The sequence below is a fragment of the uncultured Fibrobacter sp. genome, assembly GCF_947305105.1.
Classification (GTDB): Bacteria; Fibrobacterota; Fibrobacteria; order Fibrobacterales; family Fibrobacteraceae; genus Fibrobacter.
The window spans coordinates 41,566-59,288 of the sequence record NZ_CAMZCS010000019.1 but is presented as its reverse complement, the minus strand read 5'-3'; the positions used below and the strand labels follow the sequence as shown (position 1 = coordinate 59,288).

General features: G+C 46.9%; 14 protein-coding genes. 4 read left to right on the top strand and 10 right to left on the bottom strand.

What is annotated here, in order from left to right; all coding sequences use genetic code 11:
• Positions 1–221 precede the first annotated feature (221 nt).
• The 4 genes from cas2 to cas12a all read right to left on the bottom strand — a co-directional run bounded on the left by cas2 (position 222) and on the right by cas12a (position 5,872).
• On the bottom strand, positions 222–494 hold the full coding sequence (gene cas2, locus Q0Y46_RS14945) for a CRISPR-associated endonuclease Cas2 (RefSeq protein WP_366522514.1): 273 nt from the start codon (positions 492–494) through the stop codon (positions 222–224).
• Between the two features lie 4 nt (positions 495–498).
• Positions 499–1,467, bottom strand: coding sequence for a type V CRISPR-associated endonuclease Cas1 (gene cas1, locus Q0Y46_RS09800; protein WP_295861391.1), 969 nt, complete (start codon positions 1,465–1,467; stop codon positions 499–501).
• Positions 1,454–2,020 carry a type V CRISPR-associated protein Cas4 gene (gene cas4, locus Q0Y46_RS09795; RefSeq protein ID WP_297947011.1) on the bottom strand — a complete coding sequence of 189 codons (567 nt, stop codon included), beginning with the start codon at positions 2,018–2,020 and terminating at the stop codon, positions 1,454–1,456. The genes cas1 and cas4 overlap by 14 nt, the downstream gene beginning before the upstream one ends.
• Positions 2,021–2,083: 63 nt before the next feature.
• Positions 2,084–5,872 (bottom strand): type V CRISPR-associated protein Cas12a/Cpf1, encoded by a 3,789-nt coding sequence (gene cas12a, locus Q0Y46_RS09790; RefSeq protein ID WP_297947010.1) that lies wholly within the window; start codon positions 5,870–5,872, stop codon positions 2,084–2,086.
• Positions 5,873–6,564: 692 nt separating this feature from the next.
• Between cas12a and gltX the strand changes: the two genes are divergently transcribed.
• From gltX to queA, 4 genes are all read left to right on the top strand, one after another.
• On the top strand, positions 6,565–8,040 hold the full coding sequence (gene gltX, locus Q0Y46_RS09785; protein WP_297947008.1) for a glutamate--tRNA ligase: 1,476 nt from the start codon (positions 6,565–6,567) through the stop codon (positions 8,038–8,040).
• Between the two features lie 156 nt (positions 8,041–8,196).
• Positions 8,197–9,333: a BON domain-containing protein gene (locus tag Q0Y46_RS09780; protein ID WP_297947006.1), complete on the top strand. Its 1,137-nt coding sequence runs from the start codon at positions 8,197–8,199 to the stop codon at positions 9,331–9,333.
• A 10-nt stretch (positions 9,334–9,343) separates the two neighbouring features.
• Entirely contained in the window at positions 9,344–10,321 is a 978-nt protein-coding gene (locus tag Q0Y46_RS09775) for a WYL domain-containing protein (protein ID WP_297947004.1), read from the top strand.
• A gap of 1 nt (position 10,322) precedes the next feature.
• Positions 10,323–11,366, top strand: a complete 1,044-nt coding sequence (gene queA / locus Q0Y46_RS09770; protein ID WP_297947002.1) for a tRNA preQ1(34) S-adenosylmethionine ribosyltransferase-isomerase QueA — start codon at positions 10,323–10,325, stop codon at positions 11,364–11,366.
• 16 nt (positions 11,367–11,382) lie between these two features.
• Here the strand turns inward: queA and Q0Y46_RS09765 are convergent, their stop codons facing one another.
• Genes Q0Y46_RS09765 through Q0Y46_RS09745 form a run of 6 tightly spaced genes read right to left on the bottom strand, consistent with a single transcriptional unit; the run spans position 11,383 to position 17,653 of the window.
• Entirely contained in the window at positions 11,383–12,015 is a 633-nt protein-coding gene (locus Q0Y46_RS09765) for a hypothetical protein (protein WP_297947000.1), read from the bottom strand.
• Positions 12,016–12,026: 11 nt separating this feature from the next.
• The gene (locus tag Q0Y46_RS14940; protein WP_366522515.1) at positions 12,027–12,326 is read right to left on the bottom strand and encodes a collagen-binding domain-containing protein; all 300 of its coding nucleotides are present in this window, start codon (positions 12,324–12,326) and stop codon (positions 12,027–12,029) included.
• Entirely contained in the window at positions 12,266–12,760 is a 495-nt protein-coding gene (locus tag Q0Y46_RS09760) for a hypothetical protein (protein WP_295680260.1), read from the bottom strand. Before Q0Y46_RS09760 ends, Q0Y46_RS14940 begins: the two co-directional genes overlap by 61 nt.
• A 16-nt stretch (positions 12,761–12,776) precedes the next feature.
• Complete coding sequence (hpt, locus tag Q0Y46_RS09755; protein WP_297946998.1) at positions 12,777–13,301, bottom strand: hypoxanthine phosphoribosyltransferase; 525 nt, start codon at positions 13,299–13,301, stop codon at positions 12,777–12,779.
• Positions 13,294–15,720, bottom strand: a complete 2,427-nt coding sequence (locus Q0Y46_RS09750; protein WP_297946996.1) for a DUF3536 domain-containing protein — start codon at positions 15,718–15,720, stop codon at positions 13,294–13,296. Before Q0Y46_RS09750 ends, hpt begins: the two co-directional genes overlap by 8 nt.
• Positions 15,721–15,778: 58 nt before the next feature.
• Positions 15,779–17,653 carry a hypothetical protein gene (locus Q0Y46_RS09745; protein ID WP_297946994.1) on the bottom strand — a complete coding sequence of 625 codons (1,875 nt, stop codon included), beginning with the start codon at positions 17,651–17,653 and terminating at the stop codon, positions 15,779–15,781.
• Positions 17,654–17,723 lie beyond the last annotated feature (70 nt).

Below are 17,723 nucleotides of genomic sequence, written 5' to 3'. Positions count from 1 at the left end.
ATCTACAAGAGTAGAAATTTTCTTAGGCCTTTAGGCTCTATCTTTCGAAATAATAGATTTTTTATTGCGAAAAGGCAATGTTTGTCCATTTTTTTGAACACTTATTTCTTATGCTGTACGGATGAGCATGGCTTTGCTTGGAAGTCATAACTTGTTTACAGCCAATATGTTATGGGGGAATGTCTGCTCAGAATATTCGAAAATTATCATTCAGGTTTGCATCAGAATATGAGTAATCCTTGATCTCTGTGTATTGCATTTCCGTATTTTATAGTTTTTTCATTATTTACGTCGAATATCATGACGCTGTCATCCGCAGAGAACTCTCTTTTAAATACGGTCTCAATTTCCATTTTTAGAACGTCTAAAAAACGTTGTGAGTGATTAACCTCATAAACAGAGTATTGCAAACGGATACCTCCGTTCGATTGAATCATTTTGGAGAAGGCTGTTCTCAGTTTATCGTCTTTAATATCGTAGCTTATTATTAGCATTGCCTTACTCCAATAAAAAGGGGATAATTAAATCTGAGCTGCCTTTCATGAAAGCCCTATAATATGATTGGATGAATTTAAAGATTTCTATTTTTTTATCAACAAGGTCTTGCAAGAATAGAGTTGAATATTCTGAATATTTTTCGAATTTCAGCAAATATTCTCCTTTTACAAAATTAAAATCTTCTTTTTTTATTTGTCCGAGATTTAGGGCTTTTCGAACTCTCATATCAATAATGCAACGGAACGGCTCCATTACATCACAGACTAAAGATTTCCGCTTAAACCATAAACGGTGATATACTCCCACATAGGGATCGAACCCGAAAAGCCTTAGAAAGACCTCAATAAAGTTGAACAGAATGGTGTATCCGATATCTAAGACTGCATTTGTTGTATCATTTTTTGCACGTGGCATCCGGGCAATCCATTCGTATTCTGCGAAATAGGCTTCGAAAAATATTTTGGAAACATAGCCTTCTATACCCATTAATTTCTCATATTCTTGGACATCAGAAAGTTTTTCTAAGTAGTCAAAACATAGTTGTTTGGCTTTGTCAATTTTTTCATTTTTCTTCCGAATTTTTCCAAGTACAGATTCCTGATTGAGAATTTTGTTTCGCACGATAACTTTTGCGAAGGATATGTCCGTTTTTTCAAAGAAATACTGTTTTTGGTGCAATAAGAAATTTGCTTCAGCATGATTTGCCCAAAAGAAAACGGGTCTTAAGTTACCTTTCATGACAACTAGTGCGACATCAAATTTTTTGCATTTTTCGAGTAGTGGCGTTGTTATTGTAATTGGGCCAATGATAAAAAGTGCGAGTATTTTTTGAAACGGGAACTTGGTGAGAGTTCTCTTTTCTTCAGTGTCTTCCAAGAGTAATTCTCCTGAAGAAACTCGCAAATTACGATCCTTTAGGCAGTTGATGATAAAAATACTGCGACACTCAATATCTTTAGCCGTAAACATTTGAAACCTCCGTTTTGTCGCATAAGTTGTTGTATATGCAATGTTTACATTTGCTTGGATTCACTGTTATTGGTGATGCTGGATCGTAATTTTTAAAGGTCTTGATAAAATTTTCAAATTCCTCTATTTGGGTTTCGGTCGGTAATTCTACGGGAATCATCTTGTTTGTTGAAATTTCGTAAAATGAAAGCTTCTGTACTTCGTAACCCATTTCAGTAAGGCAAAAGTATTGAGCCCATAACTGATATATTTGCCCTTGAAAAATTCGCTTCAACTGATATTTTCGCTCTATTAAAAGATGTTCTTTTTGCTTTAATAAATCAATTTTTCCTATCAATCCGTATTTTTCACTAAAAACAGGTAAAGAAGTGATGTCATCTTTCTTAGAACTGTAGGTTTTTTGATCAATACCTTTGTGTGCGATTTTGCCTTGCATTTGCGGTGTGGCGTGATACATAGATTCGTCTGATTCCATATAGACGTTGTGCAAATATATGGAATACGGGCAGAAAATAAAATCGTTCAGCGTTGAAATAGCTATATAATTTTCCATAGGCATAACAAAGGCTCGAATATGTTCTTCCGAGCCTTAGGAAAAAAGTTTGTTATTTAGATTCTATGCGTTTCTGGACTGCGCGAACTTAAACCAATCTTCGTGCGAAATTTTCAAATCTTTGCCTCCAGCGTCAAATACGTTCTTTATTAGATATAGCCCCTTAAGTGCAATATGGTACGCTCCATTTGCATCTGCATTCTTTGGCAAGGTATCGCCACAAGACCTACTATCATAGAATTCTCCTTTTTTGTTCATTACAGGAGATACAAGGTAATCTTCATCAGTGTTTGGAATGCTATTACGCATTTGAAGCGTTTTTTCAAACGCATAGCAAATATCGCCAAAGAAAGAAGCTGATTTAGGAGATGCCTCGACAGAATTGATTACAGAAAGAACATCTAATTGGTCTGTCAAAGCAATGTTCTGTTTTTCGAGAGCAGCCTTGATGATTTCAACAGGGAAAATTTCCTTTGCAGATTTCGATTCCTTGTCATACACAATTCGTTTACCTTGAGTGTAAACAGTCCACTTCTTGATGTAATCTGTTTGGAAACACTTGAAGTCCTTGTAATCAAAACTGAACGAAAATCTGTCATTTTTTCCGTCATAAGTAATGTCTTCAAAGTGAGAAAGGAATTCCTTTTTCTTTTCTGCACTCGTCAATTCTGTCATATTGAACAGATTAGCGAAACCTGTGGTCGGATCAATCTTTGAGGTGTATGCAGCAGGAATATAGAACAGGAAGCCGCTCTGCTTGCCCAATTTCTGGAAACTATCAAATTTTTCTGCAAGCTGATAGCCTTTAAGAACGCCACCAACATCTCCTTCAGGCTTATTCTTGAAAACAAGATAGTTGAGTTTGTCAATCAACATCTTTTCGAACTTCTGATAAACCTGTCGTTCCACACAGAATCGACCGCGCTTAAAGCCAAAGTTCAAATCTTCAAGAACAACAATGGCGTTATTATCAATCATTGTTGTAGTGATTTCATGAATTACCTGGCTCAAGAAACCCTCTTTAAGGTCCTTGATTTTGCCAACACTGCTCCAACTCCTTCTAGCAGCGTCTCGTTCCTTTTCACGTTGAACAAGTTTTGCCTGGTAGTTGACAGACTCAACGATATTAAAACTTTTCTGTTTAAGAATTTCACCCTTTTGGTTTATCAATGTCATATACAGCAAATGACGTTCGCCACGGTCAATGCCGATGATGTTTATATCAGGGTTGTCTTTCAAAAAATGGCGAACACGTTCATTCATATACTCGTTCTTTGAATCGGCCTTAAAATTCAAAGTCAGCGGCACATGAAATTCAAACTTGTCTTGTGTATAACGGCGATCCTTTACAATTTCATGTTTGACGTCCTTAACGACAGCTATATCAAGATACTTTTTTGCTTCATCGCTAAGTTCGCCATCAAGTTTCCCGTTGAAATAGCGGAATAATTCGCCAAAGACTGATTCCGGCAAAGGAAGACCGTCTTTTCCTATTCGATTTACGAGTTTTTCGCCAACTTTGTGACTATAAGTTTTTTTGACGCAGCTAGGTCTGTAGAAAAGCTCGGCTTCACCATTCAACTTGACAACAACATCTTTCAGGTTTTCAGGAGAGAATACGGACTTCCAATACAGGGTATGCAAGTTTGGAGAGCCCTTTGCTCCAGGAGCGAAATCCTTGTTGTAAATCTGGAAGAGGAAAAGCTTTCCATCGTTCACCCATTCATCAATTTGCGATGTGGGAATTTTGGAGAAGGTGATTTTATAGCCTTGATCTGTAACTTCCTTGTAGAAACCACTAATATCCTCGTAGGAAGAAGTATCCGAAAATTTGAAATCAAATTTCTTCCAATCAGGATGCTTTGCAATGGATTCCTTAAAAAAATCTATCAACTGATGGCAAAAATCAATATCAAACAAGTCGCCTTTTTTATGTTTTCCTGCGTTATAGCCGTCAAGAATATCTTTGGGCGGTTTAAAGGTTGCTAGGCCCTTTTCGGAGAAGAAAACCTTGGGTAACATCTTATTCGGACCCGGCAACAGCTTATACACCATTTTGTCATAACAATCTTCGTCTTCAGAAGTCTTGAAATCTGTGATTTTAGGCTTGTTTTTGGCATTCATGATGCCGAGATAATACAATCCATTTTTTAGAAGCAAAATGGCTGTATTTGCATCCTCTTTGTTTTGATCCCAACCGTCTGCCAATGTGGGGTTATCAAAATTTAGTTTAAACTTTTCAGATTCAGTCAGTTTCTGGGTCGCGTAATTACGAATCTTATTGTAAAGAGGGACGACGAGAGAAAGTTGGTCGTACAACGGCGTCAGCTCGTTGTAGAAAGACAAGTCTCGATTTTCTGCATCTGAAATCAAAGGCTTGATTGAATGCATGATTTCTATTAAGGCATCAAGGAAAGCCTTCAGTTTTCCAATGACTTCAGAATCTTCTCTTAATGCGTTATTCTCGTTAAAAGTTGCCGAGAGGAATTCGTCAAGATTCTTTCGTTTATCTCCACAAAGAATACTTTGGACCTTCGCCTCAAAATCATTCCAATATGATTCAATCTTAACTTTTGAAATCTCTTCAGAATCACTTTCTGCAATAGCAAGATTCAATGTTGCTATGGAGAATTCATTGCTCTTCATCCATGCGTCTATTTTCTTTTTATTTGCAGCCTTTTCTGCAGAACCAATTCTTTTTTCGGCATTTTTGAATAAAATTGCATTAATTGTGTTCCAATTTTTAAACAGTTCCAAGGAAATGTTGGAAAGTTCTTCTTGATTAACATATATACTTCCCAAATCAAATTCTGTGATTCGCTTAATCAAGGAAGATAATTCATTAAGGACATTGACCTTACGACCGGCAATATCACAACTCAGGATTTGTGATTCAAAGAATTCTTTTACGCTATCTTGAACTTGAGAATCATTGGAATAGGATTCCAAAATAAAAGACTTTGTTTCGCGATCACTAAGAATTTGTTTGTAAAGAGGAATCATCTTTGTCGCAAGACGCTTTTGTGCAAATTCAGGATGCTGTTGGCGATAGAGGTTTGAGAATTCATTGATGCCTCTTGTCTTTTTCTCGCCACCTTCACCACTGATACCCCCAATCACTTGATTAAAGAAATCAATTCCAGATTGAGTCAACACTTCATTATACGCATTAAGTTCGAAAATGTTAGCAAGCGATTTTCCGTTCAAGAAATCCTTCAATTCGTTTTCTGCTTGAGACAATACATCGGGGGCGTAGTCGCTCAAATTTTTGTAAACTTCGATGTTGGATAAGAACTTTGGGAAATTGTCATGAACTAAACGGTATGGGATAGCGGTACTGATGGCTTCGTCCGAGTAAATATTTTGCCGATTTTCTTGGAAACCTGTAAAATAAGACGAAAAACCATCAAACGTATCAATGGCAGGCTGTTTGCCAAAATGGTCTGGGAACACTTTCAAAAATAGATCTTTAGGAGTAGATGCGGTCAGTTCTTTATAGTGGTCATGAGTAGTCAGAGCTTTAGCAATTTTCTTTCTAAATTCCGTCTGGGTTTTCTCAAGTTTCTTTTTACTTGCGTCAGATCTATCAAGAAATCCTTCAATAGCTTCCTTAAGAGGGTTCCAATCTATGCGAGGAAACTTACTAAGAGCAGCATCAATAAAGTATTTATGATATGTATCAATAATCTTTTTCGCGTCAAAATAGTCTTTGTGACGTTTTTCATCATTTTCAATGATGCCAGTTTCTTTGATTTTTTCAAGTGTTTTCCCGATTGGCTTCAATTCGAAGCGAAGGGTTTTGGATACAGGATAGAGGCCTGTAAATTGAGTCAATGTGTTTTCTGCTGCCATAGAAGTGCTCCAAATGCCTTAAAAGGTCTTTATTAATTTGACAAAAATAAAGATACTCTATTTTTTTGCAGGAAAAACAAAAAAATGTCTTTTTTTTGCAAAAAAAAACATTTTTGGACATGATGGTGAATTGTGTAAACTAATAAATATAAATTCCATTGGTGTCAAATAGTGTCATTTAATAAAAAAATTTATGATTCCTTTAGACGAATTTATATTGCGTAGTGCTCGAGAGTGCATGTGTTAAATTGAAAGCCCGCAATTTCAAGCTTATTTGCGGGAAAGGGACGAAAGATGAATTTGTTGGGTGTCGGCCGTGTCAACTTTTGACTTGATGTGATTGCCCCTTGCTTCAAGGATACTGAAATTGGAGTAATCAAGGAAACCGTGGTGTTCAGGATAGAGAGCTGTTCATTCCTAAAAAAGTTCATCGAGAAGAACAGATAGGGAATCAACTGGATTGACATTCCTAGTGATGTTGAACTGACTGTCGAAGAAATCTTGCAATTCAAGGTGCGTGCGATTGAATCTTGATGGTAAAAGTCATAAATCGACTTGTTGGCATTATTGTTGTTGACTTTGGGGGGCTTATTCCAAGCCTTTGAGCCCTTTTTCTTTTATGGACTTGGGCTTGATTTCTATATTTGCTGACGGAAATTGACCAAAATTTTAAAAAAGGACAAAATAATATCATGTGTGAAAATTGCAATTCTGCCAAGTCTCCTGTTCGCGTACGTTTTGCCCCGAGCCCGACGGGTTACCTGCATGTGGGCGGTGCCCGCACGGCTATCTACAACTACTTTTTTGCCAAGCACATGGGCGGTACGTTCTATCTGCGTATCGAAGATACCGACCGCAAGCGTTATAACGAGACTGCACTGCACGACTTGATGCGCGACCTCAAGTGGCTGGGCCTGCAGTGGGATGAAGGTCCGGGTTGCGAAGGCGACTGCGGTCCGTACTTTCAGAGCGAACGCCTGGATATCTACCACCGCGAAATCAAGAAGCTCCTGGATGCAGGTTGCGCCTACTACTGCTTCTGCACCGAGGAACGCCTGCAAGAAGTCCGTGCTGAACAGGAAAAGTCTCATGTGCCGGTCACGGGTTACGACCGCCACTGCCGTAACATCTGCCGCGAAGAAGCTGAAGCCCGCATTGCTGCCGGCGAAAAGGCCGTCATCCGCTTCAAGGTGCCGGAAACCGGCGTCACCGAATTCGACGACATGATCCGCGGCCACATCAGCTACCAGAACGAACTTCTCGATGACCTCGTGCTCATCAAGCGCGATGGTTACCCGACTTACCATTTTGCAAGCGTCGTGGACGACCATCTGATGGGTACGACGCATGTGCTTCGCGGTGACGAATGGATCAGCTCTACGCCGAAACACGAACTTTTGTATAAGGCCTTTGGCTGGCAGCCGCCCGTATGGTGCCACCTGCCGGTGATTCTCGACAAGAACGGCGGTAAGCTCAGTAAGCGCAAGGGTGCCGCCTCCGTGGGCGACTTCCGCGACCTTGGCTACCTGCCCGAAACGCTCGTGAACTATCTCGCTCTCCTCGGCTGGAACCCGGGCGATGACCGCGAAGTCATGACCATCAAGGAAATGGTGGAAAGCTTTACGCTGGAACGTATCAACCCGAAGTCCGCAAGTTTTGACGAGAAGAAGCTCCAGTGGATGAACGGTCAGCACATCCACATGTGCGACGACGCGTTCCTTAAGGGAATCATGAAGGAAGGCCTTGCCGCAAAGGGTATCGACCTTTCGAACGAACCGGAAGCACGCCTCGACGAAATCGTGAAGCAGCTCAAGCCGCGCGCCCACTTTGTGCAGGACTTGGCCGAAATGGCTGTGTACTTCTTTGTCGCCCCGACCACCTACGACGAGAAGGGTGCCAAGAAGCACTTCGGCGAAGGCTCCAAGGAAGTCGCTACGCTCGTGCGCGACATGCTTGCTTCCATCGAAGATTTCAAGACTCCGGTCATCGAGAAGGGATTCTACGACCTCGCCGAACGCTGCGGCCACAAGGTCGGTGAACTCGTCGGTGCTCCGCGTCTCGCCGTGTCTGGCGTTACCGCTGGCCCCGGCCTCTGGGAAATGTTCGAAATCATCGGCAAGGAAGAAGTGCTCCGCCGCATCTACGTCGCAATGCCTCTGATGAAATAGTTTCCCTAGATCCTAGCCTCTAGATTCTAGCCCCTAGTTCCCATGCGCACCCAGTTCCCTCATAGGCTCTACACTTTGCCGCTCTTCTGCCGGCGCTGTCAGCGCGTGGTCGAGCACGGTGTTTTTGCCAGGGAAGCTTATTCGACGTATGGGGGCATGAATTCGGGGATTCCTCTGCTCTGTTGTTGCGAACGGTGCCAGTCCGTGTTCATTGCCTTTTCGCAGGAGTTTTCCTTCTGTAGCGACAAGACGAGGAATGGCGACTACGCCAAAATCTATGGGCGAAACAGGATTGCTCCGGGGAATTGGCTGTATTTCAAGGGAAAGGCGAAACCGGGTTTGGTGAAGAGCTATTTCCAGACTTCGGAAAAAGAAATCATCATGATTAGCTATGATGGCGGCCCGGACCAGAAAGTGGAATGCCCGAACGTCGTCATCAATCAGGAGGAATCTCCGGATGGTTACCGTTTGCTGCCGGCGCAGAGTGCGCAGACGCTTATCGGTGACCATATCTATCATGCTATCCGCAACGCTTTCGGTGTGGCTGTCGGTTTGGTCAACGACGGCGAAAAGGATTTGCTTGCCGTGTTATTGGAAGACGGGACGATTCTTTTCTTGGCCTTGCCCGTAACGTCGCAGAACTTGCCGAATCCCAAGCTTGCCGAAATTGTGCGTAGTAGGTTGCTCCAGTTGTTCCCCGAAGATGCTCGCCGGATTTCGGTGAATGTGGGGCAAGGGGTTGTCTACTTGGATGGCCTGGTTCGCAATTTGTCTGTAAAGCGGGCGCTCAAGGGCTGTGTCGAGGCGCTCCCGAAGGTGCGCGGTTGCGTTGACTTCATGAGGGTCGCGACAAATAGCATCGTCTCGGATACGGTCATGGAGAACGATGTCCTTTCGATTCTCGAAACGCCGGGCGTGCGCGTCTTTGATTACAGCGTGAAAGTGGAACAGGGCAAAGTCTCGGTTACGGCTTCTTGTTTCGAGGACTACGATTTGAAAGAACTGGAACGCCGCATTGCGGAGTATCCCGGCGTACAGGAACTCGTTTTTTCGTTGAACATCCTTCCGTTGGATGCAATGCCCAATAGGCTTCTATGCGAAGAAATCGAGAATTCCCTGGAATCGAGTACGCTTCTTTCGGGGGCGCGGATTAGAGTTTCGTTTGTCAGGAATAAATTTTTGCTGGAAGGCAGAGTGTCTTCCAATTTCCAAAAGCAGTTGGCGTTCCTTTCGGCCATGAAAACGGCCAAGTCGCCATCGGTAGAAAATAAACTGAGAATTATTTTAAAATAAAGGAGTCGTTATGGCTACGGGTTACGAAAAGATTAGCAATATAAAGAATATTCTTTGCAAGCCAATGACCGTTGAGAGTATGGCTATTTCTATGAATTGCAAGGCGCGTACGATTTATCGCCATATTCAGCAGCTGGGAAAAGAAAATTGCGGGTTGCACAAGTTCAAGCAGGAAGGGCAGACTTTTTACGTCATCCAGCCAGAACAGAAGACTGACTTCAATCAGGATCTCGTGAAAAAGCTGGAGAAGCTTCGCAAGTCGTTTGAAAGCGATTCCCCGACTGGGATAAAGAACCTGAAAATCATCGACAACCTGATTAATTCTTTGAGCGTAACCGACCCGGATTCTTTCAAGGTGGATCCCATTTCGGTGGACCCCGATTTTGAACTGGATTACGGCCCCTTCTGCGATCGCAACCTCAAGGATACCATCGTTTCCAAAATCCTCAAGGCGATTCATGACGGCGTGAAAGTCAATATCACCTATCGCAGTGCTACGCATGAGGAAGAACAGACAACAGTTACGGTGAGTCCGGTCAAGCTCGTGCTCCGCATAGATACTCTTTACCTGATTGCTGCCGACGATGAATTCGAAGAAACCCAGATTTTCAAGAATTATGTTGTTGAAAATATTGTCAACATGACGATGACGAATATTCCAGTTGTAAAGCTGTCGTTTGATTCCAAGATTCATTATAAGTACACATTCGGCAAGTGGACCGATGCAAAACTCCAGCCGCAGGACATTTCGCTTTTGGTCAAGTCCAAGTGGTTGCAGAGCCAGTTCAAAAAATCCAACTTTGTCCCGGCGGCGGTCATTAAAGAAACCAAGTCTCGCTTTGTCGTGGAGTTGAAATTGCGTATTACTCCGGATTTCAAGTCTTGGCTTCTGGGCGTGCTCCCGGATGTGGAAATCCTGAAGCCGGCGAGCCTCAAGGCCGATATGAAAAACCTCGTTAAGGAAGCGATGAAATCTCTCCAGGGTTAAGATGGAACACAAGCTTTCTGACTACAATTTTGAATTCCCGCCAGAGCTGATTGCGAGCCGCACGGCAGGGAAGGGCAAGACCCACATTCTATATTGCCCCAAGAACGGTGGCGAGAGGCGCATCCTCAAGGCTCCGGAGATTGTCGACTTGTTCAATCCCGGCGATTGCTTGGTGGTGAACAATACCAAGGTGATTCCCGCGAGGTTGTATGGCCACACGTTGCATGGCGGCGAGGTCGAGACGCTTCTGGTGCAGTCGCTGATTCCCGCCGAAGACGGCTCCGCCCGCTATGAGGCGCAGGTGCGCCCGGGTAAGGCTTTCAAGGTCGGCCGCGAACTCGAAATCGCGGGTGTGAAGACAGTCGTCGAAGACGTCCGTGAAGACGGGGCCCGCGTGCTGCGCTTTGCGGTGACTCCGGTGGAACTCGAGTCGGTGATGAACCGTGAGGGACATGTCCCGCTGCCGCCGTACATCAACCGCCCCGACGACGAAGACGACAAGAAGGCTTACCAGACGATTTTCGCGAAATATTCCGGCGCGGTGGCCGCCCCGACGGCGAGTTTGCACTTTAGCGAGCAAATGCTCGAAGACCTCAAGGCAAGGGGCGTGTACGTGGCCGAAGTGACTCTGCACGTGGGCCCCGGCACCTTCCAGAACATCTCGGTCGAAGACTTTACCCAGCACAAGATGCACGGCGAACATTACGAACTCACGAAGGAAAACGCCGAAATCATCAACAAGGCCAAGCGCGAAGGTGGCCGCATCGTGACGGTCGGGACGACGAGTACCCGCGTTGTCGAAACAATTGCCGATGCGAACGGAATCGTGAAAGCGCAGACGGGCGTGACGCATGCGTTCTTCTACCCCGGCTACCGCTACAAGATTGTGGACGGACTCCTCACCAATTTCCATTGGCCCAAGAGTTCGCTCATCCTGCTTGTCTCGGCGTTCTACGGGCGCGAAAATACGCTGGCCGCGTACAAAATGGCCGTCGAAAACAAGCTGAAACTGTTCAGCTACGGCGACGGAATGCTGATATTGTAACCCATTTCACAGGAAATCATTCGTAGTAGCCTTCTCCTTCTCTCATCGGAATGGTTGCCACGCAAAAGCCGTCGGAGCATCCCTCCCACAGCCATGATCCTGCTAAGCCAAAGAGGTCAAAAAATACGTCATCCATGTGATTGAGCCACTGTGCAGAATCTTGTTCTAGCATTATATTATAACGATTTCCACTATGAAAAATAATACTTGGCTGTATGGTCTTCACTGATTCATTAGAGAAAATTTGTGCTTGGAACGTCAATGAATCCAATGATTTCCCATAATGCTTTTCACTCACAAAACATTCATAATTAACCCATTTAAGAAAATTTTCCGATTGGACGCATTGCTTCTCTTTTTCTGTGTCGCGATGCGTGAATATATAATTGCTGTCTTCGGTTGATGTTTTGCATATCGCGTATTCACTCGTATATCCTTTTGCTTCTAGACAATTTTTACAGTCGCCTTCAAAAAGAATAGGCTTTTCAAAACACACCTGTTCATTATTCAAATAAAAATGAACACTATCGACATCAGATGTGGACATAAAGTTTATCCGAATAGCGGGAAAATATACTGAATGATCCTCATAAGGGGCGCATCCTAAAAGAACAATGAATAAGGAAAAATAAATAAAGCGGGAAAACATAGATTGCCGTCCTAGAAAACAACAGAATACCGTAAAGGTTCGTGGTTGTCAATGTGTGCCACTACACCATTCATTTGAACGGGAATGAACGGAACCCAGGTGACTTTCGTGTATTGGTGAACCACAATGCTCTTGGCGAAGATAGATCCATAGAAGTTTTTTCCGGCTTGGCCAACAACGACCTCTGCATTCGGTGCTACAATCGTTCCTGCAAAGTCGGTTTGCACATGAATCCCGTTCGCATTCGGGTTTAGTTCCCGCCCTGGTCGCCTTCGGCTTCCAGCGTCGGGATGTTCTTTTCTTCGTTGCAGAGGTTCTCTTCGCGGATCTTGAACGTGAAGTCCACGAGGTTGTTCTCGAACATCTTCTGGTACGGCTTCTTCATCTGCACGCCTTCGAGGGCGCAGGTGCAGTAGTTCACGCGCTGCACAAGCTTGGAGCCGTTGCCGGGAGTTCCCTTGGCAAAGACGCATTCGTGCATGATGGCGTATTCGAGGGCACGGTCGTAGCGGAACTTGCACTTGTTCTTCGCGTCGGGGAGGGCGGCCACTTTCTCGATGATGCCTTCGTTCGGGACGTTGTTCATGAAACTGCAAGTCATGAATCCGAGAATGTAAATGAACAGGGCTACTGCGCCAATGATGATAAAACGCTTTGAACGGGGCAACTTGCTGAACTTGTTGCCGAGAGCCGCAAACGTTTGCGTAGCGTGGAGTTTGACATTGTCTGAATCGTTCTGTGCCATATTTCCAATATAATTATTATTCTTCTACAAGTGTCCAGACGTCCGGAAAAGTACGGTATTCGTCCGCAAAATCGAGCCCGTAACCCACGACGAACGCGTTCGGGATTTCAAAACCCACGTAATCGGCCCTGATCGGCACTTCGCGGCGCTCGGGCTTGTCGAGGAACACGCATGTCCTGATTTCCTTGGCTCCCCTTGCGGAGAGTTCCTGGACGAGAGCCTTCATGGTGCGTCCGGTGTCCAAAATGTCGTCTACCAGCAGGATGCGTGCGCCTTCCACCTGTATGGAATCGAGCCCGCTCACCTTGACCTTTTGCGAAGATTCCGTGGAGTCCCCATAACTTGAGGCTTTGATGAACTTAATCTGCGCTTTCTTCTTGGGCATCGCCCGGCAGAGGTCGGCCACGAAGATGAACGAGCCTGTCATGGCCCCGACGATGATGTCGAAGTCGTATTCCCCGCCAATCTGCTTGCCCAGTTCGCCGATGCGTTTGGCAATTTTTTGGGCGTCGATGAGCGGGGCTTTCGACAGGTTAAGCATGGGGAACCTCGAAGTTCAGCCAGTCGAACATCGGCTTAAGCGCGGCCAGCTTGCCGTTGGGATCTTCCATGAACTTCTTGTAGATGGGGAAGACCTTGTTTTCGAGCGTGGTCTTGTCGATATAGAGTTCCAGCCAGTCCGCGACGGTGATGAGCCCCGTGATGTGCCTGACGGATGCCTCGTCCTGGTTCCTCTCGACATTCTCGATGAGTCCCATCAACTTCCTGTGGAACATGCGGCCCGTGCCACCGAACGAGAACGTGGTGTCCAGAGCCTTCGCTTCGTCGATAAGTTCGTGAATCCTTGCGAAGTCTTCGTCTCTGGGCGTGTCCAGGTACGTGAGCGCGAGGTGGTGGATTTTCGCGTTGATTTCAAGCGAGAGAATCTTGCGCATGGTGTCGGGCAGCGTGTGGTCTGGGTCGGCCAGGCAATCAATAGGAATGCCGTGGTCCAGCGCGAACTTGGAGAAGGTCTTGGTGACATCTGTCAGGTGGCGCTGCGTCGAAAGCTGGTTGATGCGCTTGAGGGAATCGCTCATGAGGTCACGCATGCGGACGACGTACGCCTCGGGGAATGCGGCCTTGAGCTCTTCGGTAGTCATGTTCGGGTTATCGACAAAAGAGAGCCCGCATTCCCTGGGGTCGCCGTTGCAGACAACTAGGTTGACTCTCCCGAGCGCGTCATTGAGCACGAGAATGGTCGATGCATGGTGCTCGTCGATAGTCGAGTCGTTGTAAGTGGTATAAACTATGGTCTGGCGGCGTCGCGACGAGATTTTCGAGGCGGTGAGGCGGTAGTCCTTGTTCAGGTAGTCGTCTTCGAGCCCGAGGTGGTAAATGGCGGCGCGTTCGGCCATCTGCTTGACGAAGGCGGGGACGTCTTCTTCGGCAGACTTTGTGAACACTTCGGCTCCGCTCCACTTGTGCTCATTGCTCGTGGCCTTCGCGAGGATTTCGAGGACTTCGGCCTTGATGTCGCGGCCTTCGGGGAGGAACGGCTTGAGCAGTTCCATGGCGCGCAGCGCATAGCGCATGTTCTGTACGGGTTCCAGGCCTTCGATATCGTTGAAGAACCAGCCGCAGCTTGTAAAGCTGAACATGCAGAATTTCTGGATTTCGAGTAAACGCACTGCCTTGGCGCATTCATCCGGGTCGTGCGGGTGCAGAAGCGTGGCGTTGAGGAAACTCTTTAGGCGGTAGCTGTCACCGGGGGCGATGAGAACGTCGACGTACTTGTTGCGGACATCCCACGGGTCCATTGCCGTAAGGTGCTGGAGTTCGTTTATAAAGATTTCGTCGGCGAGGGCCTTCAGGTGGTTGAAGGCGTCGCGCAAGGGACCGCGCCATTTCTGGTTCCAGTCCGGCCCGCCGCCCGTGGAGCATCCGCAGTCGCGGTACCAGCGTCCGACACCGTGGGCGCAACTCCATGCACAGCCTTCGCCGTGGAAGTTCTTCAAGAGGACTTCGTGCTGCGGCGGGAATTTCTCGAGATACCAGCCGTAGTTGACCGGCACCATGTTGTGCTGGGGAGCGTAGCGGTTGTAGAGCCAGGCGGCGCACATGTCGCCGAAGGGCTCGTGGTGGCCGTAGCTTTCGCCGTCGGTACCGATGCTTACCAGCTGCGGGTCTTCGCGGTTGGCGTCCCAGGCGTCGCGGATGCGGCCTCCGAAGGTGTCCGCGTTGCGGAGCAGGTGCTCGAACCCCACAGCTGAAGAAAGCCAGGGATTGTAGAAAAAGACGTCCAAGTAACCGTCACAGACAAGGTTGCCTTCCTTGTCGCGCGGGAAAATGCGGTAGGGGCGCGTGGTATCGATGTCGGTATTGGCGCATCCCTTCCATTCGCTGTCGCCGAGCTTGCGGAAACTGTCAGCCTGCGTCGGCGAGAGGATAGTGAACTTGATGCCGGCCTTGATGAGTTCCACGACGGTGTCCAGGTTGATGGCTGTTTCGGCAAGCCACATGGCCTCGGGCATGCGACCGAAATGGAACTTGAAATCTTCGATACCCCAATGGATTTGCGTGCGCTTGTCCTGTTCGCTTGCAAGCGGCATGATGACATGGTTGTACACCTGGGCGATGGCGTTGCCGTGACCGTTCAGGCGTTCGCGGCTGCGCTTGTCCGCTTCTTGGATTCGTTTGTATGTTTCCGGGGTGTTCGTACGGATCCAACTCATCAAGGTCGGACCCATGTTGAAACTCATGAAGTCGTAGTTGTTGACAATATCGACAATGTGCCCGTGTTCGCTCAAAATGCGGCTTGCGGAGTTCGGACTATAGCATTCACTCGCGATGCGGTCGTTCCAGTCGTGGAAGGGCCTTGCGCTGGGTTGATTTTCAATGACTCCCGTCCAGGGGTTTTCTCGGGGCGGTTGGTAAAAATGTCCGTGGATCGTAAAATAAAGGGGGTGCTTGTCGCTCATGGCCTGCAATATAGGTAAAAAAAAGGCGGCCTTGTTGGCCGCCGGGTTTTCGTCGACTCTACTTCAACCGAATCGGCTGCGTGGCTGCGATTCCGGTACCCTTGACGCGTAGGAGGTAGTGTCCGCTCCGGATTCCGGTGAGGCTGAATGTGTGGTTGCCGGCTGCTGTTGCTCCCCTGTGCAGGGTGGCGACGTGCAGGCCGTTCATGCCGAAAATATCCACGTTCAGTATTCCTGCCGTACTTGTGACAAGGGAGATTGTGTTGGCGTTGACTTTGACGGAGGAATGAATGTTGTTCGCAATACGGAAATATCGTGTTGTTCCGCTTTCGTAAGTGTCGTCGTAGACAATTTTGATTTCGGGAATCATTTCTTCGGTGTTTTCGAAACCGCGGCTAAATGCGTCGTACTTGTCGGTATTGAAATTCCAAAGTGTGTCCGTACCGGCGATAAAGTTGTCGTAAAGAATGGTGCCTGTGTAACCCGCTGCGTAGTTTGCGATGACCGTACTCAAAGTCTTGTTGCGGTCGGCGTGGCTCGAAATATCAAAAGTGCAAGTCTTCTTTTCTCCGGCGGGCACTTCGCAGGGGCCTTCGACTTCGGTCCATGTCCATGCATCCGTGAGCTTGAAAATCAGGTTCAGCTGGGCGGCTGTGGCTCCGTTATTTTTTGCTTCAAAAGACAGCGTGTTGGCCTTGCTCAGGTCGAATGTTTTCTGGTATTCGATTTGCGCATTGTCTCCACCATAGGTTACAGCCATCTTGCCGTCGCCGGTGGTGTTGTCAATCGTTGCATCTTTAATCTTGATGCTCGCTTCTTCTGTGGCGGCGAGAGCCGTCATCGCTTTAAGAGCCGGGTCGATGGTGTAAGTGTAACCGCCGAAATTCGCTTCGGTCTTGTCGCCTATATACTGCCATGCGAGAGCGCCTGCGTAGTCACCGTCAAATGCTTTGCGGTAACATTCTTCTGTCGTAATCTGCGTCTTGGCGGCAAAAGTGGATTTGTAGGTTTCGCCAGCCCAGCCGCTTGCCGGGAACTCGCCGATAATCATCGGCTTGTTGTCGTAGCCATACTTGGTCGCCATCTGCGCAGCCGTATTCACGAACGGCGAGACGGCATCATCCTGGTAATACGGATAATAGTGTGTCTGGAAAAAGTCAAGGGTGCCTTTTGCTTCTCCACCGGCTGCGACGAGGGCTGCATCGTTCCACCATGCCTGATATTTGATGTTTACGCTGCCTGTCGAAACGAGAAGTTCCGGGTTCTCCGTGTGGATGGCTGCCGCAACTTTGTTTGTAAATTTCTGGAGCGTAGCCTTGTCGAGTTTCTTGGTTGTCCAACCTTCACTGGTCATGCCTTCGGGCTCGTTGAAAACTTCCCATGTCATGAGCGCTTTGTGGTTGCCAATCGCTTTCACCACCGGGATGAGTGCATTGTCGATGAATGCCTTGGTGCCCGTATCTTCGAACAGTTGCGTGTTCGCTGTGATATCGAGCTTTTCGTTGTAAAGTCCCCATTGGTTCGGTTCCATCAGGTTGTGGCTGAAAAGGCACATCGAAACCATCACGCCGTATTCTTCGGCGATATCGAGGGCTTTTTTCATGTTGTTGATGGTGTTCGCCTTGAGGCCCGAAACCAGATGAGTTGTCTGGTCGATTTCCGGGCTTTGGCTCATGTTGTTGAAAAGCCACCAACGGATAGCGTTGCCGCCCGCGGCGCGGGTGCCTTCGACGGCCTTGCGCCAGGCGTTTTCGTTCAGTGGGGAATCGCCCACGTCGGAGTTGTAGTCACTCCAGGCGAGATTCGCGCCCGAAAAGAAGATTTTTTTCCCGTTGTATTGTAGTTCCGTCCCTTTTACGGTCAGTCCCGGCGCGGCAATTGCCGTACTGCAAAACGCAAGCGCGCACAGCATTTTGAGCTTGATGTTTTTCATCCTGTTCTCCATAATTATAAATTACCCCGCCTCAAAATAAATAAAAACCCGTAAAAACGGGTTTGCGTTC